Raw genomic sequence first — 23,281 nt, 5'->3', positions numbered from 1 at the left:
TCCCGAGTTCGTATCGCTTAGTCGATGACTTGCTTGTAAGCTTCTCCTTTGGGAGACCAGTATACATTCTCATCATAGGAATCTCCGCTTTCAATTCGTTAGTTAAACAAGCGTGATATTAAGATTGTAATCGTAGGACCAACTACCACGAACCCCAACAATATGGCCACAAACTTCATTGGCGTTGACAACCCTTTTGACGATTGTAATTGATCAAGTTTTTCGTTTATTTTCTTCAATTCTTCCAGTACCTCTTTGCTTAATTCGTCAGACATGCTCAATTGTACACACCTTCTATCTACATAAATGAAAAATCAAACTGTCTATTATTACCATAATTAGGAATATATTAAGTCAAGAATAATAATTCTATCAATGTCCTTCGAGGATGTGATCGAGGGGCAAGTACTCTCAATAATTTCTATTAACTGGAAAACACACAGCTATTTAAGTGAAATTCCCTCAAGAATTCGATTTAACTGATGTTCTCCTATTGATTTTTAATAATGTGATCTACATTTGCGTTAATCGCTGCTCTGCAAAGCCCATTCGACACATCGAATACTGAAAACTGGATTGCTGAATTTTATCAGATAAATCCCACAAATTTGGCAGTAGTCTGACTTCGATATTCCTTTTAAAGAGCTCACCGAATAGATCCTTGACTACAAATTGTCGGATTGGAACCTGTGATTTTTCGCTCACATAGTAACCCGCTCCAAGATCTTGCAAATAAAAATCTGATGAATCAAACTCATAAATATATAAGGTTGTATTCTTCATGATTTCAAACCATTTATGCTCAATCGCCACGACATGATTCATCGAAGTTGATGACAAATAATTGTTTTTATCTGCCTCTGTCGTTGCCTCATTAGCATGAAAAGTAACTCTCGGACAGTTCCGAGGCGTTAGGAAATTAGGGAAACATTTCTCGTTAATCGTCCACACTAATCCTTTGGTCTGGTCCAAATCTTTTCTTGAAGGTAGTCTAGGATTGAAAATGGAAATATCCGGTTCTTCACTGATGTGAAATAATTTCATCTTGCTCCCCTTTCCGACCTTAACTAAGCTAACTTTTCTGCTGCATCGACGGTGTGTTTCAACAAAGTGGCAATTGTGACGGGCCCGACTCCTGCTGGAACAGGGGTTATCGCTGACGCTCTATCCTTACAGGCCACATAATCAACATCTCCAATGTTGCCTTCGTTATACCCCGCATCTAACACGACGGCTTCAGGTTTAATCCAGTCACCTTGCACAAATTTCGGTTTTCCAACGGCTGCTACCACAATATCAGCTAACCGTACCATCTCTGCAACATTCGCAGTCTTCGAATGACAAATCGTTACTGTTGCATTCCGATTGAGTAACATCATGGACACGGGTTTTCCGAGAATGGGGCTACGACCAATGACAACAGCGTGCTTGCCTTCCATTGCAATCTGATAATAATCCATAATCGTAAGTATTGCCGCTGGGGTACATGAAGGGAAATTCGCGAAGCCGAAGGCATTTTGGGCAAATCCGAGCGTCGTTACGCCATCTACATCTTTCTCGATACCAATCGCTTCAAATGCAGCCCTTTCATCAATATGATGTGGTACAGGGTGTTGTAACAAAATCCCATGGACACTAGGTTCAACATTCAATTTCTGAATTTCAGCTATCAAATCTTCTGTCGAAGTATGCTCAGGGAGTTCAATTCGGATAGACCTGATTCCTAGTCGTTTACATGCATTTCCTTTCATTTTCACATAAGTAGCTGACGAGGGATCATCACCGACTAATATTGTGGCCAAGCAAGGAATGATCCCCTTCGCAACTAATTGATTAATTCTACCTTTCAACGCCTCTTTCATGTCTGTTGCCACTCGATTACCATCCAAGATTACGGTTTCCGCGGTCATCTTATCATTCCTCTCAAGTTAGGTGCAAACATAAAGAGGTAAGGGGATTTCCCCTTACCTCTTGCCCAGGCGTACGGCCGTTATCAATGTGCTCCCTCATGGTTCCCCATGTTCCGCCAGTCACACACCGTCTATTCGTACTTCTATCTTAACAATGAATGCCATTATTTTCAATTCCTTTTACGCGAACTTCTTTACAAGCTTGCAGGAGACATAAAAAACGAATACCACATATTCGTCATGAACACATCAAGAACTACGAAGTAAAACATCTCAAGTCCAACATTCCGTTCGGACAATCCTTTTCTCCATAAGCGGGTTAACACATACGAAATCCCAGCAATCACAAGAAGTAATATCAAGCTAACCCAAACCGATTGCAATAATTCTGGCATCACCTGTAGCGCAATCGGTTTACGGTAATCGCCAATAAATAACGTTTTGACACTAAGATACATCGCTATAGAAATTCTAAAATGTCGCTTGGCATGCTCGTCATAATGATATTGCCAAAATACACTGATAACGATTAGAAATAGACCAGGCAATAGAATCCATTTTAAACTAATCAGGGCAGTAAGTATGCCAATCCCCCAAAACAGCGGCAAATTCCCGGCAGCTTGTTGGAAGTCTTTAGCATGAAAGCTGTTCATTCGCTCCTTATATGGAAGCTGATCTGTAGCGTAGTAAACACGATACGTCTTGGCGTTCACAGCATCCAACCATATGGCTAATGAACTCCCTTTGTACGTATCGAAGGTCGGATATACGGCAAATCCACTGAATTGGCTGATCCGCGAAGCATTCAACATGCTGCCATCCTGAAAACCAATCTTGTACACCTCTTGACTTGTTTGACGCCTATTTTTCTCATAGACAGAAGAAACTACAAGCGTTGCTTCGCCAGAAGATGCCTGAATAAACGTCGGGTGCAGAATCGTATCGGAATTATTCCCCCTCATGTCAGGAAGGTTAATAACCTCATCTTGTATGTTATCCGGTTGATTCGCGAGGAAACTAAGCTTATGTAAGGTGCTCTTACCTGATTTGCGCGAGCTCGTTGTATACGCGGTAATCAATGAAGAACCATCTGCGCCTAGCGCCATATCATCCAAGCTGCTCGTTGCATCATCCACTTCCTTCAGCTTCATCTGCACAACTGGTTTCCAAGACGCTTTATCAAGCTTCACGTAGTGAAAGGCTTCGTTGCCATCTTTACTGACCGCATAAACAAGAGATAGGCTGCCGCCAGAAGTATCCCATACACCTTGTATTTGCTTCACATTCGGGATATCAAGTTTAGTCCAATTCAGGTTAGCTGTTGGATGGAATTCGCTGACATATAGCGATGTTTCATGATAAGCTAGCAGAACGGTTTCCCCATTGAGCCCAACGACCGTTTGCACATTAGCGATCTCGTTCTCAATAAGTGCGTTCTTCGAACGCCATGCATCATTCTTCCACTCACTCGCATACAGTTTATTCCCGTCCCCGATCCATATAACATGATCCTTGTCCATCATCTTATAGGATTGAAAAACGCCTGAATCTGGTAAGGGACGAGTCTCCGTGCTATTACGTCCCTCTTCATCGATGGTGATGAATTCAATTGTCTTTCCTGCTAGATACGTGAATATGCCTTCCTCAATCATTTGTACGGGGCCACCATAGGTTGCCAACTGAGGCAATTCTGTTGCACGTCCGAATGGTTCTGGATATGGCTTCACATTTTCATTGGCTAGCATGAACGTTTGAATCAAAGCGATAATGACTATTATTGCTAGAAAAGGCACATACGTAAGTAGCTTCCACCTTGAATTCTTCACTTCTTAATTCCTCCAAACCATATTTGAAAAACAGAAAATAATGCCCTAATTAATTATCCGTTGTTCAATAAATATATATGCCAATGATATCATTGATTCCATCATGCATCACTAAAAAATTAGAGCGGTGCCATCATGGATTCATCATGGACCGCTCCATATTTTAAAGAAAGCACGAATTCTCAATCTTCAATTTGAAAAATAGAATCCACAATAATCGGCAGATTATCTCTAATTGAAACAGCTCCGAAGACCGATCGGGCAGACTTCCCCTTTTCGCCGAACACATCCAACATCAGATCCGAACATCCATTTAGCACCACATGATGCTCCTCAAATTCAGGAATAGCATTCACAAACCCTTGCAATTTGACAACTTGTTTAACATGCGCCAGTGAACCTAACGCAGATTGCAGTACAGCAAGAATCTCGATACCAGTTAATCTAGCAAATTGATAACCTTCTTGTGTAGTGTACTCCTTACCCAATTTCCCTTTGGGACTGCCGGATGGGCCCTTGCCTGATACATACATAAACCCGTTCACTTTCACATAATTCACATATTTCGCTGCGGGTTCACTTGCCATAGGGAGTGTGATACCTAGTGCCTCTAATCTTTGTTCAATCGTAGGTTCTGGCATGGTTACATCCTCCTAATTGTATCTAATCTTTTGGCTCTTTCATGGCCCAGAACTCATGCTTTTAATTTGAAAGTCACCGTTTACTTCTTGAAGAGTAACATACCGCACACAGTTCTTGATCCAACCATCATCGGTTCGTTCACCGCCTCCTGCCAGTATGAATTCCAGGGAAGCCGGCAATATGTCATAAGTAACTATAAAGTAGGTATCCTCCTCTTTGGTTAAAATTTGAATTTCATGATGAATCTTATAGTTCATAATTCTTTTGCTTACAGAAACCGAAGCAGCCTCGTCCTTAGCTAATACAGTACTAAACAGCTTGATCACGACCGGCTTCAAGTCTTCTTGTTGCTGAATACTCACATCATGATGTACAGCATAGGCAGAACATCCAGCCAAACAACTAACACAACTAAGTAAGATAAGCGTTATCAACCATCTCATAGCATCGCCTCGTCTAATGAATTTATAGTTGTTTTCATACAACATAACTAGTATTACATTTCACCCAGTTTTTAACATCTTACTTCAATAGACGATGACAATACAAATAAGTTGCAATTATCTCCCCATTATTTACAAGCATTCATCGTATTCCTCAAAATGACAGGCCCTAACTTTCCAGTATTGGAATTCGATAAACGAACTTCCACCGTACTATTCGTTAAATCAGCCGTAATATCGTCAATCCTTCCAGTCCAAGTCGGACTGCCTTCTCCAGGTGTTGGAAACAGCTTGAAACGCCAGCTAATCTCATTTGGAATAAAAGTAAATCCCTCATACCCATCATACTCTCCCGCTGTAGAAGGCGCAGGTAAATGATTCGCATGGATGCTTACACTTGTTCGCGGAAAGCTTGGTGTTAGCTTTACTTTGTAAACGAGCGCTGCCCCTTTGGCATTCACATGATCGGCAAGGACTGATTCGAGAACGGCACTACAAGGCATTGGTACTTCGGCATCAATTTGTACAGGTTGAACCAAGATACTTCCAACCATTAAGACAACCACCAGCATTTTCTTCATAAGATCCCCCCTAAACTTGCATAGTGGTTATTTTTCCCATTCCTACAATTCCTATCACATTTTAGAAAAAAGCCACCTTGCGGTGGCAACAATATGACTAGCTGAAGCTAGCATGGAATAACTTGTTCGCGTCTGGGTCCAACGGAAACCGTTGATATCTTCACGCCGATAGCGGATTCAACGAATTGAATGTAGCTCTTTGCCGCTTCTGGGAGATCTTGCAAACATGTCATCTGTGAGATATCACATTTCCAACCTGGCAATCGCGACAAAACAGGCTTAGCCGAATCCAGCAAGGCGTTGACTGGAAAGCGATCAACAATTGTACCATCTGCCAATTCATAGCCGACACAGACTGGAATTTCATCCAAATAGCCTAACACGTCCAGATTGGTTAAAACGACACTTGTCGCTCCCTGTATCATACAGCCATATTTCGTTGCAACTGCATCGAACCAGCCCATACGTCTGGGACGCTTCGTGTTAACGCCGTATTCACCGGCATCGCCTCCGCGACGACGTAATTCTTCAGCTTCTCTTCCCGCAAGTTCAGTGACAAAAGGGCCAGCACCTACGCAACTAGAATAGGCTTTGACAATCGCGATGACCTGTGAAATCGATCTGGCTGGCATCCCTGCCCCCACAGATGCAAAACCAGCAAGAGTCGAAGACGATGTTGAATATGGATAAATCCCATGGTCCGGATCCCGTAGAGCACCCAGCTGTCCTTCCACCAATATGAGCTCTCCATTTGCATTGGCATTTTGAAGCATTGTTGTTGTGTCACACACATAAGGCGCTATTCGTTCTGCCTGGGTAAGCAGCTGGTTCAATAGTTCATCTGGCTCGATAGCTGAACGACCATATAGATGTTGGAGTAACACATTTTTGGCTGTAAGCAAATGTTCGAGTCGTTCCTTTAATCGTGTTTCATTGAATAAATCGGCAACTTGAATACCGAGCTTCGCATATTTGTCCGCATAAAATGGCGCGATCCCGCGCTTCGTTGATCCATAACTGCGTGCACCAAGCCGGTCTTCTTCGAGTTCGTCGAGGAGTCGATGTACCGACAATACGACTTGTGCCCGCTCCGAGATGAATAATTTCGGACTAGGTACATTTCTGTCTGCAAGTTCCTCTAGTTCGTTTATAACGATATCGATGTCGAGTGCCGTTCCCGGCCCTATTACATTCGTAACATGTGAATAAAACACACCCGATGGCAGCATGCGCAACGCAAACTTACCGTAGTTATTAATGATCGTATGCCCTGCATTGCTTCCTCCTTGGTATCGAACAACATAAGATGATTGTGCCGCTAATACATCCGTCATCTTCCCCTTACCTTCGTCTCCCCAATTTGCACCAACTATCGCAGTTACAGTCACATTTAACGCCTCCTACACTTGTTTTGCCTGACAAAGCTTATTATAATTGCATCAACAGCATTAGAATAATTGATATAAGTTATACCAGATATAAAGTGAGGTAATGCAATGGATGTTAATTTGGAGTGGTACCGCGTCTTTTATTGGACAACCCATACAGGAAGTTTATCGAAAGCGGCCGAAGTATTGCATATCACTCAACCCGCGGTGAGTCATACGATTAAGCAGTTGGAAACAGCACTAGGCGGACAACTCTTTTTTCGAACGGCAAAAGGTGTCACGCTTACCGTTGAAGGTGAAGTGTTATATCGGTACGTCGAGCAGGCTTTTAGCTTTATGAAAATAGGCGAAAAAGCCATCGCTGACATGCATAGCCTACATAGCGGGGAGATCAATATTGGGGCAAGTGATACGTTATGCAAGTATTATCTCCTTCCTTATCTGGAAGCTTTCCATGAACAATTTCCAGGTGTGCGAATCCGTGTTACGAACCGTACAACACCCGAAACTATCGCACTTCTTAAGGAGGGTAAAATCGACTTCGGCATCGTTAGCCTCCCCGCTGCGGACAAACAAATCGAATTTCGCGAAAGTACCGCGATTCAAGACTGCCTAGTTGGCGGTAAAACCTATACGCATCTAGCAGCAAATCCGTTAGCGCTTGTAGATTTACATAATTACCCCCTCTTATTATTGGAAAAAGGGGCAAGCACGCGCCGCTATATCGATGACTTCGCCACCTCTACTGGTGTATCCCTCACACCTGAGTTCGAGCTAGGCAGCATCGATCTCCTTGTACAATTCGCCAAACGGGGGTTTGGCCTTGCTTTCGTCATCGGCAATTATGTTGTCGAGGAACTTGCTGCTGGTGATTTAATTGAAATTCCGCTAGCTGCTCCACCACCTCCACGTCAAATAGGGATTGCCACACTACGGGGAGTTCCTCTTTCGGCGGCATCGAAGTCCTTTCTTGCGATGCTGCCTTAAATGATCTTGATTGCCCCTATCCACAGGCAAATAAATGGATTTCCTGTAGGCCTTTTGATTAACCAAAAATAGGTAGCCAAGAAAGGGCAGTCTGTTCACGAAGCAATATTCAATTTTCTTGTATACGTAGCATTTGCTCCTACACGTCATCCCTGAATGCGAAGGGCAAATGCAATCGAGCGGGTATATCTTCAGGAAATGGCGTAACAATCAGATGAATGCAGTATGCATCCAGCTTAAAGATAAGTTCACCTGTTAATTTCTCCTCAAACAAAATGTCTGCCTCCTCAAGCCTATCTTGCACTTGTTTGATGTATGCCCTACTACTCACTCCCAAGGTAACAACCATTGTCGGTTGTAAAGCCATCATTGCAATCGGGATCCACTTCCGTTTCTTCGAAGGAATCACAGCATGCGCGGTTCCACCAATTGCAAAGCTAAAGTTATCTGTCACTTTATCCAATTTAAAATCAAAGAGTCGTACGAACATCTCTCTACATGCCTTAACCTCATCTGCAGGAAAACCAATTTCACGCAAATATATGATTTTCAGATCGCCATATGCCTGCAAAATCCCTTCTTTTATATACGAATGAGCAATGATTTCTAGTAAATTCCCATCCCCATCACGGAAGTACACATTCTTTCCCGTTTCGAACTGATCAATGATTCGGCCATCAGGCCATTTTAAGAGAGTAACCTTAGCTGCCTCAAGTACGCTTACAACAACATCAAATTCAGAGAACGGCACTTCGAATGCAAAATGCGCTGGATGTAACCCTTCATCTGTTTCATTAAATGTAAGGGTGACAAAATCCGTTGGCTGGAACCTGATTTCATTTATGGATTCTGAGATCACTGGGAATTTTAATTGATCCTGATAAAATTGTTTCACACCTTGAATAGATACGGTAGCTAATTGCAATTGTGCAAAATGTGTTATCATGGTTTGCTCGCCTCCTTGATACATGTACCTTATCTACTTAGTATACATTTATGTTTACAAAGTACAAATTAGAAAAAATGATATCCCCTTCATATTCCATTGATATTCCCCGAACACTCCCTTGTTACGCTGAAGCTAAACTTGGAACTACAGGAGGGATTCATATGCGTCTCGCGTTGTTTACCGACACTTTTGTTCCTCAAATGAACGGCGTTGCACTTACACTTGGACGTTTAACGGATTATTTGAATCGACGGGGCATCGAACATCTTGTTTTTTCACCCAAAAGCACAGCTGATATGGTCTATTCGGATCCCATTCGGCCAGTAATGAGCGTCCCTTTTTTTCTGTATCCCGAATGTCGTCTAGCCTTACCAAATTTAGCTGCTATCCGTACTGAACTTGATCGCTTTCAACCTGATCTGCTCCACTTGGCAACCCCTTTTAACCTCGGATTATGTGGTCTGCATTACGCTCGCAAACACCGCATTTCACATGTAGCCTCTTATCATACTCACTTCGATCGGTACCTGACTTATTACCATATGAAGGCTGCAATCCCCCTCTATTGGAGTTATATGAAGTGGTTTCATCACTCCTGTGATGCGACCTTCGCTCCCTCTCGCGACACCTTAGACACCTTGCAAGAACAAGGAATAGATCGCTTGCTGCTGTGGACGAGAGGCGTAGACTGCTCCTTATATACACCTGAAAAGAAGAGTATCGACGTTCGCGAACGCTATGGAATCACTGCTCCCTATCTCCTCTTATATGTAGGTCGCATCGCGCCTGAGAAAGATATAGATACCCTATCTGCCATTATGAAACTGATGCCAGATTCTGTGAAATCGCGTGTCCACTGGCTCATAGTGGGCGATGGTCCGCAGCTTCAAGAGCTGCGTGAATCAGCACCTTCGAATGTCACATTTGCTGGATATAAAAGTGGTGAAGAGCTCGCTCAAATTTATGCTTCCGCTGATCTCTTTGTCTTTCCTTCGAGCACTGAAACATTTGGAAATGTCGTTCAAGAGGCTATGGCATCAGGGCTTCCCGTCGTGGCAGCCAATAGCGGCGGAGTGCGAGAAATGGTGAGTTCCGGGGAAAATGGCCTATTATGCGCTCCGCGTCAGCCGCAATCTTTCGTTCAAGAAATCTGCTCTATGGTAGATGACAGTGACCGCATGGCAAAGTTTCGTTTCAAAGCTAGGGAGTTCGCTCTCGGTCGCTCGTGGGACGCGATCTTTGATCAATTGCTTCATGATTATGAGATGATCATTGATTTTCGCCGTATCGGTAAGAAATCTGGCTTCTATTCGGCTTGAAGGAGGACTTCACATGAAATTAACGATTATTGGAACGGGATATGTTGGATTAGTTGCCGCAGTTTGCTTCGCCAAATTGGGTCATTACGTCACAGCCGTCGATCGGGAACATATCATTCAAGACCTTCGTGAGAATAAATTAGCCATCTGGGAGCCTACTCTGCAAGAAATGCTTGAGACGTGTCGGAGTGACGGTCGTTTGTTCTTTGAAACCGACGTAGCACACGCATCTAAGGGTGCTGATGCACTTATGATTGCAGTTGGAACCCCGGCAGGCGTGAGTGGTCGAACCGATTTGAGTCAAGTGGATCATGTCATTGCTCAATTAAAGCAAGCTGAAGACGTCTGTCCTCCGTTTATTATCATGAAAAGCACGGTTCCTGTGGGCACTTGTGATGAGCTGGAGGCTGATCTGCATGCTGCCGGACTCCGAACAGAAGTTGTGTTCAACCCGGAATTTCTGCGTCAAGGTAGCGCGATTAACGATTTTATGAACCCGGATCGCATTGTTTTCGGTTGCCGTTCGCACTTAGCCAAGGCAGCACTTCACCAACTTTACAGAGGGATTAATGCCCCTATTCAAGTCTGTGATCGTCGCAGCGCAGAGCTAATTAAATATGCCTCCAATGCTTTCTTAGCAATGAAGATTTCATTTGCCAATATGATAGCTGACGTTTGTGAAGACTACGGTGCAGACAATCGCCAGGTTATGCAGGGTGTAGGCGCGGATCGACGCATTGGCCCTCACTTTTTGCAAGCAGGAATTGGTTATGGGGGATCCTGCTTTTCCAAAGATTTGCAATCACTGCTGGCATCCGGCAATGCCATTGGCCGCTCGCTTCCCTTACTCGAAGCAACAGCTCAAATCAATGAAGAGCGAATCCCACAGTTGTTGGAGAAACTGATTTCAATCTGGGGAAATCCACGTGGAAAACGACTAGGTGTGTTGGGGATTTCCTTCAAACCCCATACGAATGATATCCGTGATGCGCCATTTCTCACTTTGCTGCGATTATGTTACCTGTATGGGATTGAGGTGCAAACCTATGATCCTGTCGTCCAACCCGCCACAATAGAAGGAGTGTGCCAGATGGACACGGCTTATGAGGCAGCTGCAGGTGCCCATGCGATTATTATCATGACCGAATGGCCGCAATTCGCGGAATTGGACTGGGTTCTCATGGCCCAGCTTATGTATCAGCCGATCTTACTTGATGGCCGCAATGTCTTATCCGAAGAGGTTATTTCGAGGTTAATGGCAGTAGAAAATGTCATCTATATCCCTGTGGGAAGACCGATGGAACAAACAACTCTTACGCTGAAGCGCGATACCTCTACGCTTCGCCATATTTACGGAACGTAGATCCCTTACGCCGCACCATTGTCCCACTCGCAGTGTTCCTCATTGAAGAATTCAACTTACTCCGTCCTAATGGAGCGGTCAATCCGAGAAAAACCGGCACACAAGGACTTGAACGAAATCGTTGTGTGCCGGTTCTTTTTACTTCTTGGCACCAGGATAAATAAATCTGATTGCACGAGGGAAATTAGCATTAAAATAGCTATGTAAATGCAAGCCTTCGGGATCTGTTTCTAAACGAATACAATCCCTTCCGCCTGGGATTTTCTGAGATAATAGGTCGTACGCTTTCCTTGTATTGGGTACCGTGAATTGCTGAATTATCGTTCTTCCTACTCCTTCTTGTTCCCCTACATACATATAGATCCGCATATCGGATTGTGTGAAGGCGTGCTGTTCAACGAAATCCATGATATTTTCATACCATAGTGAGGAGGACATGAGAGCAAATCTGCCGAAAAATTCAGGCTTTTGAAATGCTGCGTATAGTGAAATTAATCCCCCGAAGGAAGCGCCAGTTATACCTGTTTGAGCTGCATATTCTATGATCCGATAGCGCGCTCTTACATAGGGCATGATTCCCTCCGTAACCATGTTCAAGTACACATCACCTTCACCATCATAAAAACCACCGTCATTCATAAGATTATCCGCTCTCCAAGGCGTGTATTCTCGATTGTGCTCCAGCGGTTCAATTCCAATAAAAATGACTTCTTCCGTCACACCACTAGCAAAATCAGCTTCAAGTGCAGACATCGAATCCACAAAAAGATAGTTTCCATCTTGTACAATGACAGAAGGAAATCGACTTGATTCTTCCTTGCTGTAGGATGGTGGTGTATAAACATAGATCGTGCGATTTGCGAATGCTAACGTGTCCAAAGCTCCTTGCAACTTGATCATCTCCAATGGTGATTCATCAACCTGTTTTATCATTGATAATCATTATCATTAGATGTATGGTAGCATAGGAATGCTTTTCTGTAAATCTTAGGAATCAAATGTATTAAGTTTCTCTTTCAAATATCGAAACAACTGTTTGCTCGCATAACTTAATGGAGCCGATTTGTAAATGAACCCCGTCAACATATCAATGGATGTCCCTCTCACTGGAAGTGCCTTTGTCCCACGAGGGATCGGGTTTAGTACAATCTCTGGTACTAGTGCAAAGCCAAATCCACTTTCCACATAGGTTTTCAATGCTGTCATGCTGCCAATCTCCATCGTATCGATCGCCACATGCCCTAACTCTTGAAGAATCATTTCCAGCTTTTTACGATATGGACATGTTGCTGACGTTATCAAAAGGCGATGTCCTAGAAATAGACTCGGTTCAAGTTCTTCATACTGGCTAAGCGGATGATCTTCAGGCAATAAAGCAACAAATTTCTCCGCAAACAGTGGTTGAAAAAAAAGATCAGTTCGGAGCCGAACAGCACGCGAAGTCGAGATTACCTTGCTGGATGGACTCAACCAAAGCTGTTGTGCTAGCAATTTCAAGCGAAACACGGATTCGCGGATACATCGTCATGAACTCTTTTAACAATTGCGGTAATCGATAACTAGCTGTTGGCTCGGTCAACCCAACTCGCACGTTCCCAACTTCACCTGATTGCAGATCCGTTACATTCGCATGCAACCTCTCCATCCGCTTAACAATTTCCAAACTTTCCTCGTAAAATAGTCGGCCTGCTTCCGTTAATCGAATTTTCTTCCCGCGTTCTATGAGTTGAATGCCTAAATCAACTTCTAACTTTTGAATTTGCATCGTCACCGTCGATTGGGCATAGTTCATTTCCACTGCCGCTTGATGAAAACTGCCGTGTTTCACGATCATATGTAAAGTTTTTAGTGTTTTAATATCCATGTTGATCCCCACTCCATTAGTTCAATATATTTGAATTCAACATTCAATAACTTCAATTATACAGAACATAAATCAACCTTTACAATGAACGTATAGGAATAATACAGCATTAAGGAGGAGATTTGCATGCAATTAACTAATAAAGTAGCACTCGTTACAGGGGGCGGTACTGGCATTGGAAGAGCGGTCAGCTTCGCATTAGCTAAGCGAGGGGCTGCGGTTGCAGTGAACTATTCACGCTCAAAAGAGGATGCTGAGGAAACAGCTCAAAGGATTATAGAAGAAGGTGGACGTGCGATTGCCATACAAGCTGATGTCTCCAATAACAACGAAGTCAGCGAGATGGTACGATCTATTGAACACCTTTTGGGATACGTAGAAGTATTGGTCAATAATGCGAGTATTACACATCATATTCCTCTTCCTGATCTTGACGCTGTAACCGAAGACATCTGGGATGTATTGTTCGACGTGAATGTGAAAGGGATGTTTTACTGTGCAAGAGCCGTTGCGCCTATGATGAAAACAAGCGGACAAGGGGCGATTGTCAATGTGGGAAGTATTGCGGGTTTAACGGGAATTGGCTCTTCTCTGCCCTATGCGATATCCAAGTCGGCTGTCCATGGGTTAACCAAATCACTAGCACGCGCGCTAGCACCACATATTAGAGTTAACTGCGTCGCACCGGGAGCAGTGGCCACTCGTTGGTGGGCTGGAAGAGAAGAACAGATGCAGAAGCTAGCCCCTAACTTGCTGCTGAAGCAAATTTCAATACCCGAAGACATCGCTCAGTTTATATGTGCGGCTCTAGAACAGGAAGCCATGACTGGACAAATCATCACCGTTGATAGTGGTCAGACGTTGTAAATACAGCAAAAAAAACGTTCTTCGTCACATTGACGAGAACGTTTTTTCCTGTATCAATTCAAATAGCTGTTAATGCCAAGTGGTCGATCTGTTTCTTGACCTCCAACCAATTCGCAGCTCGATATACATATTCATTTGCAATGCTCAGATTATACGGCTGATCGAATAAGATAACGGGCTTCTGAGACGATGCTAACTCCTCGGCATAATGTGGAGCATCATCAATCAGTATATCGATTCCATAGTTCATACATGCTTGAAGCTTATCTTCAACTAATAAAATATGATGATAATCAATCTGATACTTCTCAAGCCAAGCCATCGTGACATTCTGAAATTGTTGCGGCCTAGCCGTTACGATTGTAATCTGATGTTGGTTAAATAATTCTTGTAATATCTCTACTGCCATCGGAAAAGGTACGGAGTTCCAATGGATGTCATGTCCGAAGCTATAATAGACTTCATCCCGTTTGGCTTTATCCCAACCATATAATCGGTATAAATAAAAATCATTGACATCCTTATGGGTTAGTTCCAACCCGGAAACTTTATTATAACAATGTAAATAAGCTGAAGTAGCATCTAGTACGGTGTTATCCAAATCTATGCCAATGTGCATCGCGTTTCATATCCCCTCTTACAATAGTTACCAATGTTTTTCCAAAGCTTCTTCATTATTATCCAACTTTTGGATATTGGAGATACAATTGGGGAAAATAATAAAGAATACATCTGTCCTAAAAAGGAGTTACATGAATTGCATTACTTGAATGAAATACTTTGGGCAGCTTCGTGTTTTGTAGTCATTACATCACTGTTAATTTTCAGTTTACCAAAACATCGATCCCGTGAGGCTTGGCTTGTTTTCTTGTTATATCAAATGATACTGTGGGGAGTTGGAACCGTTTTATTCTATAACCGCGGTTTGATAACCAGTCCCGTTCATCCTTTTCCACACGCAATTCAAGCATATTTTCTAGATGCTTACCTTTATTATCCAGCCATTGCTGTTATTTATTACTTCTTATGTGAAAGAGTCCATGCACGAATTCCTGTACTCATCACGACAATTACGTTCGCGATTCTGTATACGACAGTGGATTACGCTGAAACTCAACTAACAAAATTTAAGCAATATGAGTCCTGGATGACATCGATATACGTTTTCGTTGTTTCCATGGTTTGTTTATTAATAACACGGTGGTTTACAAGACTTTTTTTCAACATTGCCCAAGAGGGAGACCCGAATATTGAAACTTAACATGAACTCATTCATTGAAACAGGGGCATGGTGTATAGCGATTTCATTACTAATTTTTGCTTGTTTTATAAACTGGAGAAAGGCAACCGTAAGTTTTATATTTATACAACTACTAACCTGGCCCTTAGGAATATTTGCCGTTGAGTACGGCGCCCTAATGTACCCAGTAAGATTCTTCTCGAAATTAATGAGCACGAGCTTTACTTACGAGTTCATAGCACTCCCTGCTATAGGAACTATTTATTGCATGTATTTCCCTCAGGAGCAAAGGATGTTGGTGAAAGCACTTTATATCGTTGCCTTCCCAACGGCTTTAACTCTAGCAGAGGTAATTCTTTTAAAATACACTGATTTAATTCGTTACATTCACTGGAGCTGGTACTTGTCTTGGCTTACAATAGGAATCACTCTTCATCTTAACTACTTGTTCTTTAGGTGGTTTTTCAAAAAAGAAAACGCACACAATAGCGGGGGCATTCATAATTGAGCTACCGAGAGATATCTTTAGTTCTTTCCACTTCTACAATCCAATTTTGATAACAGCAATCTCTGGCGAGCAAGCAATGCGAATCGGAATCCGTGAGGTTCCCAGACCTCGATTGATATAGAAATGCTTTCTCTTATCGATACGCTTGAGCCCAACGTGATAGTTTTTATAAGCTCCAATCGTACGACCAAACAGTCTAATTTGCCCCCCATGTGTATGTCCTACGAGCAATAAATCAAATGGAATGTTGTGCTGAAGCGAAGTTTCAATAATACTCGGAGAATGAGCTAACATGATAATCACATCGTAGCTTTGTAGTTCTTCAACACGCATAGTCAACCGCTCTTTGCCAGATATCGAATTATCAAATCCGTATACAAGCCATTTCTTGCCACCATGGTTAATCGGAAATGCACGATTGGATAACACAGTAATATGTGCATCCTCAATCGTTTTCAGAATCGCTTCATAGTCTTGATCCGAATTTAGTTGGAACCGGGATTGGACTCCCCCATAACGTTCATGATTACCTGGCACAAAAAATAAATGATCACACTTTATTAAACGAAGTTCTTTCAGAACTTTGTCCAATTGCTCTTTGGTTGACGCTAAATCACCTGTAACCATAACAAGATCAGGGTTAATGATATTCACCATTTTGCTCAAGGAGCCATTGATGAAATGGGTTTGATCATGTAGGTCAGAAATTTGCACAACGGTGACTTTCTTACTAGATGGATCACCTAGCTGTATATGTGAAACCTTCACCCAATAGGTGCTATATACGATACATAGGGCAACAAGTACTACAATAACAACAATTCCGATAATCACCATCACACCGCATTAGACTCCCTTCATGAAGGTTATTTCTGCAAATATACAACTTTTTCAAAGTAAATTCTACTTTCACAGGACAACAACAACTTTCATGTCCCGCTTGAATGAGAAAAACCGCGCGAAGCGCGGTACCCTGTGTGTATTTTTCAATCCTTGTCGTCTTCATCAACATTTGAAATGTATAGTTCACAATGCTGCGTGATCCCGTGGAGAGAAAAAGCCAGCTGCGGCAGCAACTGGCTTTCATTCAAGATTTTAAAAACACGGTTTTGATATCCGTGTAGAACTCAATAGCTGCTTGACCTTGCTCTCGTGAGCCCGAGCTCGACATTTTCATGCCACCGAAAGGAGCTTGCAGCTCCACTCCAGCGCTTTCAGCATTGATGCGCACAAGGCCAGCGTCGATATCCTGTATGAAGGAGAGCATCTTCGAGAAGTCTCTTGTAAAAATCGATGCGCTTAATCCGAATTTCACATCATTTGCAATTTGAATCGCTTCCTCGAAGGAATCCACTTTTATCAAGACAAGAACAGGTCCGAAAATCTCTTCCTGCGCGATGGTCATCGAACTTGTAATATGTTCAAATACTGTGGGAGCAATGTAGTAGCCTGCATCTAGAGTCTCATCTTGCACTTTACCACCGCCACAAAGTAAGGTCCCACCCTCTTCGATTCCTTTGGCAATATAGGTTAGTACCGTATGATATTGCTTTTCGCTTGCGCATGGCCCCATCCATGTTGCCGCCTCCATGCCAGGGCCAACACGGATTTCCTCAATTCGCTGAAGCAGCTTCATTTTGAACGACTCATAGACTTCGCTTTGTATAATCACTCGACTGGTAGCTGTGCATTTCTGCCCCGTTGAACGTAAGCCGCCACTTACCGTTGCCTCAACAGCGAGGTCTAGATCCGCATCGTTGACGACGATGATTGGGTTTTTACCGCCCATCTCAAGCTGATACTTCGCCCCCTTCGCCAGTGCGCTCTGACCCACTATTTTCCCAATACGATCCGATCCTGTAAAGGTAATCCCGTGGATGTCCGGATGATCTGCAATTGCTTGACCAATCACATCTCCTTGACCAGTCACCATATTTACTACACCTGCTGGAATTCCAGCTTCTTGGAAGCATTCCATGACTAAGGCTGCTGTTACTGCGGTTTCCTGAGCAGGTTTGAATACAATCGTATTCCCGAAAATTAATGCGGGAGCGATTTTCCAAATCGGAATAGCTACGGGGAAATTCCAAGGTGTAATCACACCAACAACGCCTAAGGGTACGCGGGTAGTAAACATTAAAGCTGTACTGTCCGTTGAAGGAATTACGTCACCTGTTTTCCGCATGCCCTCGCCAGCATAATAGCGTAGAATTGCGATGCCCCTTGCCGTTTCACCTTTGGCCTCAGGGAATGTTTTTCCCATTTCAAGCGTCATCATTTCGGCAATTTCATCTAATCGGCTCTCAAGCATATCCGCAACCTTATACAGATAATCACCACGAGCTGATCCCGATAATTTCCGCCAACCTAATTTTGCAGCTTTAGCTGCGGCAACGGCTTCATTCACATCTGCAAGTGACGATTTCTGCACATACCCCACGATCTCATGCCGGTTCGCTGGGTTGATACTTCCCTCCACCTCGCCACTAGAAGAGGCCAGCCACACCCCGTTGATATAATTCAAATATGTTTTAATTTTCCCCATATTAATCTCTCCCGCCTCTAAACTCCGTTAATGCCGCCAAAAGAGCTTTTACATACCCAATTGCATAGGCCCAGCCAACCCAATTCATCTTGGTTTCAGCGCTTCGATACGGTGCACGATCCATTTCGAGTGAAGTGATATGATCTGGGTTTATACAGCCGTTATACCCAACCTTATGAAGCTCAAGCAATATTTTCGCCATATTCATATGACCATCGTCCAGCATCGCCTCTTCGAACGCACCGGCCGTTGCTAGACTACCTCGCACATTGCGGAAATGAACAAGAAAGATTTTATCCTTGCGTCCATACTGATAAATTTCATCAAGAACAAGCGGTGTTCCGCCTGCTTCTCCACGTGTGCCGACACAATAGACGAGGCCAACGTTTCTGCTGGGGAAACTATCTAACACCCGATTCAAGCCAAGCCCACCGAACGGGGTATTATGGTAGGGAGTGTCGGAAGGATGTACAGCTAATTTCATCTCATACTCTTCCGCAAGTGGGACTAGTTTCCCGAAAACTAAATCAAAGCGCTTCCACCACGCATTCAATTGTTCCACGGTTGGGGGTTGTTTGTCCGGATTGCGTTTCAGAGACTCCCCGCGAACTAGTGCACCGCCTCGGTGTACAGCTGTATATTCCTCTGCCATATAAGGAAATACATCGCCTGCAAAACGCTGACGAACGAGTGTAATCCCTGCTTCGCCGAAGGTTTTGATCGCGTTGCTAACGTGCTCTAATTGGATCTCTGAGCCTGGCTCTTCCAACATAAAGTTAGTCGACATATCAGGCAGCGTCACCCGATTTATTTCCATCCCATGGGAGCGAACTCTACGTTTTAGTTGTAAAAGTTTATCAAGTTCCGGAAACCCCTGCTCACGAACACCTGGGAAGGAACCTCCTTGCGTAAAATCAATACAATCAACCCCGAGTTGACACATTTGTCTCAAATCGCTATCAGACAATTCACATGTGGGAACTTGAATGGATACCTTCATCATGCTTTTTTCCTCCTAACCGTTATTGGCAACCGCGACCAGGTCTAAACTTCGTTTAATAATGGATTCCAATCGTACATAATGCTCGCGTTCCACTTGAACTAGCGGAGTTCGAACTTCAAGACCAACCGGCAATCCTACAATGTTCATGCCCGCTTTAATCAATGAAACTGCATATCCTTTGCGCAATTGACGAATACGGTGGATCGGTAATATGACTTCTTGATAAATGGAACTGACCGTCGCCTGATCTCCAGCAAGCAAGCTAGTATAGAAAGCTCTTGATACCTGTGGTATGTAATTCGAAATAGCGGATGAGTAGGATAAATAGCCTAGTGCCGAGTAAGCTGGCATCGTTAATTCAGCAAGCGGCATCCCATTCATCCACTGTAACCTCGAACCGATCGATTGTACGAATTCAATGTTGAGCTCAAAATTGCCTAAACCGTCCTTGAAACCAATGACGTTAGGTATGTTAGCCAATTTTTCTAATGTGCTTAAGGTAAAAATAGCGTTATCACGTTGATAAATAATGACGGGTAAGTTGGTGCTCTGTGCCAACGTCCGATAGTAGTTAAACAAGCCCTCCTGCTCGGGAATAATCAAATAAGGCGGAAGCAACAATAAACCATCTGCACCATGCTTTTCTGCCAGCTGGACGCGTTCCACCGCTTCTCTAATATTACCTCCAGCCCCTGCGAATACAGGCACTTTGCCTGCAACAGTCGCAACGCCAACAGTAACGACTCGCTCATATTCTTTGATTTCCAAGGATTGATATTCGCCTGAACCCGCGCAAACAAAGACGGAATCCAAACCATTTTCCACTAAAAAGTTAACATTAGCTTGTAACGCCTTCTCATCTACTTGCTCCTGAAGATCAAATGGTGTTACCGGAAAGCCCATGATGCCTGCGAGTGAAATGTTCACATGATTACCCACTTCTAACAGCCCCTTTTCAACTTCATACGTGCCTATGAATGTAAGTATAGAAAATGGAGGCGTTTTCGTCTTTGTAAAAACATGCCGCTTTTTTTCAAAAAATCCATGCTATAATGATCTTCAGTCTACTTGAAAGGAGCCCTCATGCGTGTTGAATCCATCCATTTACTCGCGTAGTAACCTGTATCTCAACCAAAACCTGGTTCAGCTGCAAGGTGCCTCCGCCTCTATATTCGTTCATTACTGGGGTGCGAAACCGCAGCATAAGGGCAATCGTCCGCATACACATTCCTTTTTTGAAATCTGCTATGTCGTCGAGGGAGAAGGCCACTATTTTCACGATGGTATCACCTATCCGCTTAGGCCAGGAACCCTTTATTGCTCGAAGCCTGAGAGTCGTCATTCCATCCAGAGCGATGGGGGCATGTTGTTGTTATTTGTTGCTCTAGAGCCGGTCGCGTCCGAGTCTAGTGAAGCTTTTATGCAGGATTTTAGCCTGTTGTGCGCTTATCCGCATCTTTTTATTCCAAATGCTGAGGGGACATCTCCTATGCTCATATGGCAGGCACTGCTCATCCAAGCTTCGGAGACAGGGGATCGCTACAAGGAAACGATTGAACAACTCGCGTATACACTGGTCATCAGCTGTATTTCCTTGTTTCTGCAGCATTGCCGCTCAGGTGTTACGGCTTCGACAACGTATGACAGGGAGCTTCAAGGCACGCTTAAGAAGGTCAAAGCCTATATCCAGGACCATCTTTCTCATAAAATGGCACTTAGTGACGTGGCGCAAAGCCTCCACTTATCTGAACGGCAGCTCTCCCGACTCATCTCGGATGAATTAGGACAAACCTTCCCGTCCATCGTCAAGACGGAAAGAATCAAAAGAGCCGCCTATCTACTCGGCTACACAGACATCCCATTGAAACAAATCGCCGAGGATACCGGCTTTGAAAGCATTCATTACTTCACCCAGGTATTCACCCGAGAAATGGGAACGCCCCCCAGTCACTTCCGTAAAAACTGTCTGAATTCCGAGGCAGTCGACGCTTGGATTCATACCTATCTCGCGCAGGTTGCAACGCGATATCAGAAGAATAGAATAGTGCAGGCGAGCGAAGGTAGTAGTTTAGAGTAGCATTATGCTTGCGGGGGACGGATGAAAACTCCCCCACCTTCCCTTTGAATAACTGTCCGTCTTCGAACAGCTTCATTTCTTTCTCCAACAATTCTGCGTGGAAGTTAGCAGTGAAGAAAGACTCGTCCCGCACCATTTCCCAAGGTTCAAGAAATACACGATTGCGTCGAAAGTAAGCAACAACCAATTCACAGGATGATGAGTCTAATTGAACGAGGGACATGCGATTTGTATTTCGTATGACTTTCATTTAAATGTTCCTTACCATGTAAAGTTAGGAAATATGAGCGTAAGGAGCCTTGTCCGAAACAAGATTTAAGCGGATGCCATGTTCCAGATACGCTTTCAATCCGCATAATACGATCGTAAATCCTTCGGTTGAATTTAGGGCTTGTTTGACTTTTTCATCAGCACTTCCCGTGAAACCCGAGTCAGTAATTGTTACAAAGGTTTCGTTTTCTGCTTGCTCAGCGAAGGTCCACTCGACCAAGGTTCCCCAATCCAGCAAAATTCGCTTGTTAACCTCAATTTCTTTGACCTCAACATCAGCAGTTGCCCCATACACGGCCCAATGCCATTGCACATGTGATCCAACCTCTAACCTGCCACTGCCCTGGGTAAACCAAAATTTCGATGTAATTTCAGGATCGATAAATGCTTCAAACACCTCTTGTACTGGTTTTCGAATCAGCATTTCTACTTTAACCTTCGGTTCTTGTACCTGCTCCGTCATCTTCCATGCCTCCCTTACTTTCCTATTTACGACTATCATAGCATAGGGAGATGACCAACCAAAAATAAAAGCAGTTCCCACAGAATCATTCTCTGTGAGAAACTGCTTTAACTCCTTACCAATCCAACTAATTAAACAAAATGATGGCCACAGGACGAACAGAATTTGGTATCTGCCGCAACGGTTTTACCACAGGTACATTCTTTTTCATTCCGAACCTCGGCAATCTTCTGCTCAAGCTCGCTTATCTCTTGATTGATTTGAGCAATACCTTGGCAATATTCCGAAACATTAGCTTCTACTTGCGTGTAATCACCCGAAAGATAGGATGTGTAAACCGATTCACCGATAACTTTGTAAATTTTATCAATTTCTCTTTCTTTCAATGAAACTTGCGTCTTGAATTTCGTTATTTCCACGGTTTGTTGTGCTTTTTTCGCCGCTTCTGATGCCCCTTGCTTCACTTTATCAAAAAAAGACATGCGCCTTCCACTCCCCAGCCCTTAAGTTATTCACTTCTTAACGAATCATATGCGAAAATGTCGGAAAGTAATACTTGAATAACAGCGTATCTTAGGTTCAATTGTACTACTTTTTTCAAAATTTTACAGTCTGTCCTACGCCATGCGTCGGAGAAATGGTCGAATATTTCGACCATCTCCTTGTATTCCGCGACTTCTACCTGCTTAATTCAAATCTTTCGCTTTATGCGGTTTGCTATAATGACTTACTCCACCAGAGCCGACGAGCACCTTCCCGCCTCGATCAAAAGTGATCAGTTTTCTTAACCCCGTGGTTAGTAAAACGATTATCTTTGCGTTGTTCTTAGTAGCTGTATACACAACGTATCCACTGCTCGACACACTTGTCTTCCAATTGTTATCGAATTCTGATCGAGCAACGCGATTCGAGTAGACTTGATTCTCCAATTTGGCAGTTTGTACTTTTTTCATCTAACATTCCCCCTTTACTTATTCTAGTTTCCCTATTATTTTATTCCATAATGCTAATTTGGTTTGGATACTAATAAAACAAG

At 43.4% G+C, this 23,281-nt stretch carries 24 protein-coding genes, 1 pseudogene and 1 riboswitch; of the genes and pseudogenes, 7 read left to right on the top strand and 18 right to left on the bottom strand.

What is annotated here, in order from left to right:
* Positions 1-513: 513 nt before the first annotated feature.
* The 7 genes from ASG89_RS25480 to ASG89_RS25450 all read right to left on the bottom strand — a co-directional run bounded on the left by ASG89_RS25480 (position 514) and on the right by ASG89_RS25450 (position 6,790).
* Positions 514-1,044, bottom strand: a complete 531-nt coding sequence (locus tag ASG89_RS25480; protein ID WP_057313809.1) for a DUF6886 family protein — start codon at positions 1,042-1,044, stop codon at positions 514-516.
* A 23-nt stretch (positions 1,045-1,067) separates the two neighbouring features.
* Complete coding sequence (locus ASG89_RS25475) at positions 1,068-1,910, bottom strand: bifunctional 5,10-methylenetetrahydrofolate dehydrogenase/5,10-methenyltetrahydrofolate cyclohydrolase (protein WP_057313808.1); 843 nt, start codon at positions 1,908-1,910, stop codon at positions 1,068-1,070.
* A 56-nt stretch (positions 1,911-1,966) separates the two neighbouring features.
* Positions 1,967-2,044: riboswitch (ZMP/ZTP riboswitch) on the bottom strand.
* 60 nt (positions 2,045-2,104) lie between these two features.
* Positions 2,105-3,736 (bottom strand): hypothetical protein, encoded by a 1,632-nt coding sequence (locus tag ASG89_RS25470; protein ID WP_057313807.1) that lies wholly within the window; start codon positions 3,734-3,736, stop codon positions 2,105-2,107.
* 182 nt (positions 3,737-3,918) lie between these two features.
* Positions 3,919-4,377, bottom strand: a complete 459-nt coding sequence (locus tag ASG89_RS25465; protein ID WP_057313806.1) for a RidA family protein — start codon at positions 4,375-4,377, stop codon at positions 3,919-3,921.
* A gap of 39 nt (positions 4,378-4,416) precedes the next feature.
* Positions 4,417-4,821, bottom strand: coding sequence for a hypothetical protein (locus ASG89_RS25460; protein ID WP_057313805.1), 405 nt, complete (start codon positions 4,819-4,821; stop codon positions 4,417-4,419).
* A gap of 128 nt (positions 4,822-4,949) precedes the next feature.
* A complete protein-coding gene (locus ASG89_RS25455; RefSeq protein WP_057313804.1) occupies positions 4,950-5,402 on the bottom strand; it encodes a hypothetical protein in 453 nt (150 codons plus the stop codon).
* Between the two features lie 107 nt (positions 5,403-5,509).
* Positions 5,510-6,790 (bottom strand): adenylosuccinate synthase, encoded by a 1,281-nt coding sequence (locus ASG89_RS25450; protein ID WP_057313803.1) that lies wholly within the window; start codon positions 6,788-6,790, stop codon positions 5,510-5,512.
* Positions 6,791-6,898: 108 nt separating this feature from the next.
* Here ASG89_RS25450 and ASG89_RS25445 point away from each other — a divergent pair, with 108 nt between their 5' ends.
* Positions 6,899-7,777, top strand: coding sequence for a LysR family transcriptional regulator (locus tag ASG89_RS25445; RefSeq protein ID WP_057313802.1), 879 nt, complete (start codon positions 6,899-6,901; stop codon positions 7,775-7,777).
* 139 nt (positions 7,778-7,916) lie between these two features.
* On the opposite strand, the gene ASG89_RS25440 is transcribed toward ASG89_RS25445, so the two are convergent.
* Entirely contained in the window at positions 7,917-8,723 is an 807-nt protein-coding gene (locus tag ASG89_RS25440; protein ID WP_057313801.1) for a VOC family protein, read from the bottom strand.
* Positions 8,724-8,887: 164 nt separating this feature from the next.
* Between ASG89_RS25440 and ASG89_RS25435 the strand changes: the two genes are divergently transcribed.
* Both ASG89_RS25435 and ASG89_RS25430 read left to right on the top strand, forming a co-directional pair.
* Entirely contained in the window at positions 8,888-10,045 is a 1,158-nt protein-coding gene (locus tag ASG89_RS25435) for a glycosyltransferase family 4 protein (RefSeq protein ID WP_057313800.1), read from the top strand.
* A gap of 13 nt (positions 10,046-10,058) precedes the next feature.
* Entirely contained in the window at positions 10,059-11,408 is a 1,350-nt protein-coding gene (locus ASG89_RS25430; protein ID WP_057313799.1) for a UDP-glucose dehydrogenase family protein, read from the top strand.
* Between the two features lie 138 nt (positions 11,409-11,546).
* Here ASG89_RS25430 and ASG89_RS25425 read toward each other — a convergent pair whose 3' ends face one another.
* Positions 11,547-12,341, bottom strand: a complete 795-nt coding sequence (locus ASG89_RS25425; RefSeq protein ID WP_082593586.1) for an alpha/beta hydrolase — start codon at positions 12,339-12,341, stop codon at positions 11,547-11,549.
* A 54-nt stretch (positions 12,342-12,395) separates the two neighbouring features.
* Positions 12,396-13,242, bottom strand: a pseudogene (locus ASG89_RS25420) (LysR family transcriptional regulator).
* Positions 13,243-13,398: 156 nt separating this feature from the next.
* Here ASG89_RS25420 and ASG89_RS25415 point away from each other — a divergent pair.
* On the top strand, positions 13,399-14,139 hold the full coding sequence (locus ASG89_RS25415; RefSeq protein ID WP_057313797.1) for an SDR family NAD(P)-dependent oxidoreductase: 741 nt from the start codon (positions 13,399-13,401) through the stop codon (positions 14,137-14,139).
* A 58-nt stretch (positions 14,140-14,197) separates the two neighbouring features.
* Here ASG89_RS25415 and ASG89_RS25410 read toward each other — a convergent pair whose 3' ends face one another.
* The gene (locus ASG89_RS25410) at positions 14,198-14,758 is read right to left on the bottom strand and encodes a 5' nucleotidase, NT5C type (protein WP_057313796.1); all 561 of its coding nucleotides are present in this window, start codon (positions 14,756-14,758) and stop codon (positions 14,198-14,200) included.
* A gap of 33 nt (positions 14,759-14,791) precedes the next feature.
* On the opposite strand from ASG89_RS25410, the gene ASG89_RS38720 reads away from it, so the two are divergent.
* A complete protein-coding gene (locus ASG89_RS38720; RefSeq protein WP_414813283.1) occupies positions 14,792-15,400 on the top strand; it encodes a CBO0543 family protein in 609 nt (202 codons plus the stop codon).
* Between the two features lies 1 nt (position 15,401).
* Positions 15,402-15,887: a CBO0543 family protein gene (locus ASG89_RS38715; protein WP_063868148.1), complete on the top strand. Its 486-nt coding sequence runs from the start codon at positions 15,402-15,404 to the stop codon at positions 15,885-15,887.
* A gap of 33 nt (positions 15,888-15,920) precedes the next feature.
* Here the strand turns inward: ASG89_RS38715 and ASG89_RS25395 are convergent, their stop codons facing one another.
* The 4 genes from ASG89_RS25395 to kdgD all read right to left on the bottom strand — a co-directional run bounded on the left by ASG89_RS25395 (position 15,921) and on the right by kdgD (position 20,374).
* Complete coding sequence (locus tag ASG89_RS25395; protein WP_057313793.1) at positions 15,921-16,724, bottom strand: metallophosphoesterase; 804 nt, start codon at positions 16,722-16,724, stop codon at positions 15,921-15,923.
* A gap of 250 nt (positions 16,725-16,974) precedes the next feature.
* The gene (gucD, locus tag ASG89_RS25390; protein WP_057313792.1) at positions 16,975-18,432 is read right to left on the bottom strand and encodes an alpha-ketoglutaric semialdehyde dehydrogenase GucD; all 1,458 of its coding nucleotides are present in this window, start codon (positions 18,430-18,432) and stop codon (positions 16,975-16,977) included.
* 1 nt (position 18,433) lies between these two features.
* The gene (locus ASG89_RS25385) at positions 18,434-19,435 is read right to left on the bottom strand and encodes a mannonate dehydratase (RefSeq protein WP_057313791.1); all 1,002 of its coding nucleotides are present in this window, start codon (positions 19,433-19,435) and stop codon (positions 18,434-18,436) included.
* A gap of 12 nt (positions 19,436-19,447) precedes the next feature.
* A complete protein-coding gene (gene kdgD / locus ASG89_RS25380) occupies positions 19,448-20,374 on the bottom strand; it encodes a 5-dehydro-4-deoxyglucarate dehydratase (RefSeq protein ID WP_235549913.1) in 927 nt (308 codons plus the stop codon).
* Positions 20,375-20,522: 148 nt separating this feature from the next.
* Between kdgD and ASG89_RS25375 the strand changes: the two genes are divergently transcribed.
* Positions 20,523-21,512 (top strand): AraC family transcriptional regulator, encoded by a 990-nt coding sequence (locus ASG89_RS25375; RefSeq protein WP_057313790.1) that lies wholly within the window; start codon positions 20,523-20,525, stop codon positions 21,510-21,512.
* Positions 21,513-21,786: 274 nt separating this feature from the next.
* Here ASG89_RS25375 and ASG89_RS25370 read toward each other — a convergent pair whose 3' ends face one another.
* The 3 genes from ASG89_RS25370 to ASG89_RS25360 all read right to left on the bottom strand — a co-directional run bounded on the left by ASG89_RS25370 (position 21,787) and on the right by ASG89_RS25360 (position 23,198).
* On the bottom strand, positions 21,787-22,245 hold the full coding sequence (locus tag ASG89_RS25370; RefSeq protein ID WP_057313789.1) for an SRPBCC family protein: 459 nt from the start codon (positions 22,243-22,245) through the stop codon (positions 21,787-21,789).
* Positions 22,246-22,376: 131 nt separating this feature from the next.
* A complete protein-coding gene (locus tag ASG89_RS25365; protein WP_057313788.1) occupies positions 22,377-22,727 on the bottom strand; it encodes a hypothetical protein in 351 nt (116 codons plus the stop codon).
* A 204-nt stretch (positions 22,728-22,931) separates the two neighbouring features.
* On the bottom strand, positions 22,932-23,198 hold the full coding sequence (locus tag ASG89_RS25360; protein ID WP_057313787.1) for a hypothetical protein: 267 nt from the start codon (positions 23,196-23,198) through the stop codon (positions 22,932-22,934).
* Positions 23,199-23,281: the final 83 nt, after the last annotated feature.

The organism is Paenibacillus sp. Soil766, assembly GCF_001428105.1.
Classification (GTDB): domain Bacteria; phylum Bacillota; class Bacilli; order Paenibacillales; family NBRC-103111; genus Paenibacillus_E.
The sequence above is the reverse complement of the archived record's forward strand: the minus strand, read 5'-3'. Positions and strand labels throughout refer to the sequence as shown.

What these genes read in the sequence shown, in the direction of transcription:
- ASG89_RS38715 (WP_063868148.1), top strand. Translation starts at nt 15,402, where the DNA reads ATGAACTCATTCATTGAAACAGGGGCATGGTGTATAGCGATTTCATTA.
- ASG89_RS25415 (WP_057313797.1), top strand. Translation starts at nt 13,399, where the DNA reads ATGCAATTAACTAATAAAGTAGCACTCGTTACAGGGGGCGGTACTGGC.
- ASG89_RS25395 (WP_057313793.1), bottom strand. Translation starts at nt 16,724, where the DNA reads ATGGTGATTATCGGAATTGTTGTTATTGTAGTACTTGTTGCCCTATGT.
- ASG89_RS25430 (WP_057313799.1), top strand. Translation starts at nt 10,059, where the DNA reads ATGAAATTAACGATTATTGGAACGGGATATGTTGGATTAGTTGCCGCA.
- ASG89_RS25460 (WP_057313805.1), bottom strand. Translation starts at nt 4,821, where the DNA reads ATGAGATGGTTGATAACGCTTATCTTACTTAGTTGTGTTAGTTGTTTG.
- ASG89_RS25475 (WP_057313808.1), bottom strand. Translation starts at nt 1,910, where the DNA reads ATGACCGCGGAAACCGTAATCTTGGATGGTAATCGAGTGGCAACAGAC.
- ASG89_RS25365 (WP_057313788.1), bottom strand. Translation starts at nt 22,727, where the DNA reads ATGTCTTTTTTTGATAAAGTGAAGCAAGGGGCATCAGAAGCGGCGAAA.
- ASG89_RS25370 (WP_057313789.1), bottom strand. Translation starts at nt 22,245, where the DNA reads ATGACGGAGCAGGTACAAGAACCGAAGGTTAAAGTAGAAATGCTGATT.
- ASG89_RS25385 (WP_057313791.1), bottom strand. Translation starts at nt 19,435, where the DNA reads ATGATGAAGGTATCCATTCAAGTTCCCACATGTGAATTGTCTGATAGC.
- ASG89_RS25440 (WP_057313801.1), bottom strand. Translation starts at nt 8,723, where the DNA reads ATGATAACACATTTTGCACAATTGCAATTAGCTACCGTATCTATTCAA.
- ASG89_RS25360 (WP_057313787.1), bottom strand. Translation starts at nt 23,198, where the DNA reads ATGAAAAAAGTACAAACTGCCAAATTGGAGAATCAAGTCTACTCGAAT.
- ASG89_RS25435 (WP_057313800.1), top strand. Translation starts at nt 8,888, where the DNA reads ATGCGTCTCGCGTTGTTTACCGACACTTTTGTTCCTCAAATGAACGGC.
- ASG89_RS25425 (WP_082593586.1), bottom strand. Translation starts at nt 12,341, where the DNA reads ATGATAAAACAGGTTGATGAATCACCATTGGAGATGATCAAGTTGCAA.
- ASG89_RS25465 (WP_057313806.1), bottom strand. Translation starts at nt 4,377, where the DNA reads ATGCCAGAACCTACGATTGAACAAAGATTAGAGGCACTAGGTATCACA.
- ASG89_RS25410 (WP_057313796.1), bottom strand. Translation starts at nt 14,758, where the DNA reads ATGCACATTGGCATAGATTTGGATAACACCGTACTAGATGCTACTTCA.
- ASG89_RS25480 (WP_057313809.1), bottom strand. Translation starts at nt 1,044, where the DNA reads ATGAAATTATTTCACATCAGTGAAGAACCGGATATTTCCATTTTCAAT.
- ASG89_RS25445 (WP_057313802.1), top strand. Translation starts at nt 6,899, where the DNA reads ATGGATGTTAATTTGGAGTGGTACCGCGTCTTTTATTGGACAACCCAT.
- gucD (WP_057313792.1), bottom strand. Translation starts at nt 18,432, where the DNA reads ATGGGGAAAATTAAAACATATTTGAATTATATCAACGGGGTGTGGCTG.
- ASG89_RS25455 (WP_057313804.1), bottom strand. Translation starts at nt 5,402, where the DNA reads ATGAAGAAAATGCTGGTGGTTGTCTTAATGGTTGGAAGTATCTTGGTT.
- ASG89_RS38720 (WP_414813283.1), top strand. Translation starts at nt 14,792, where the DNA reads ATGTTTTTCCAAAGCTTCTTCATTATTATCCAACTTTTGGATATTGGA.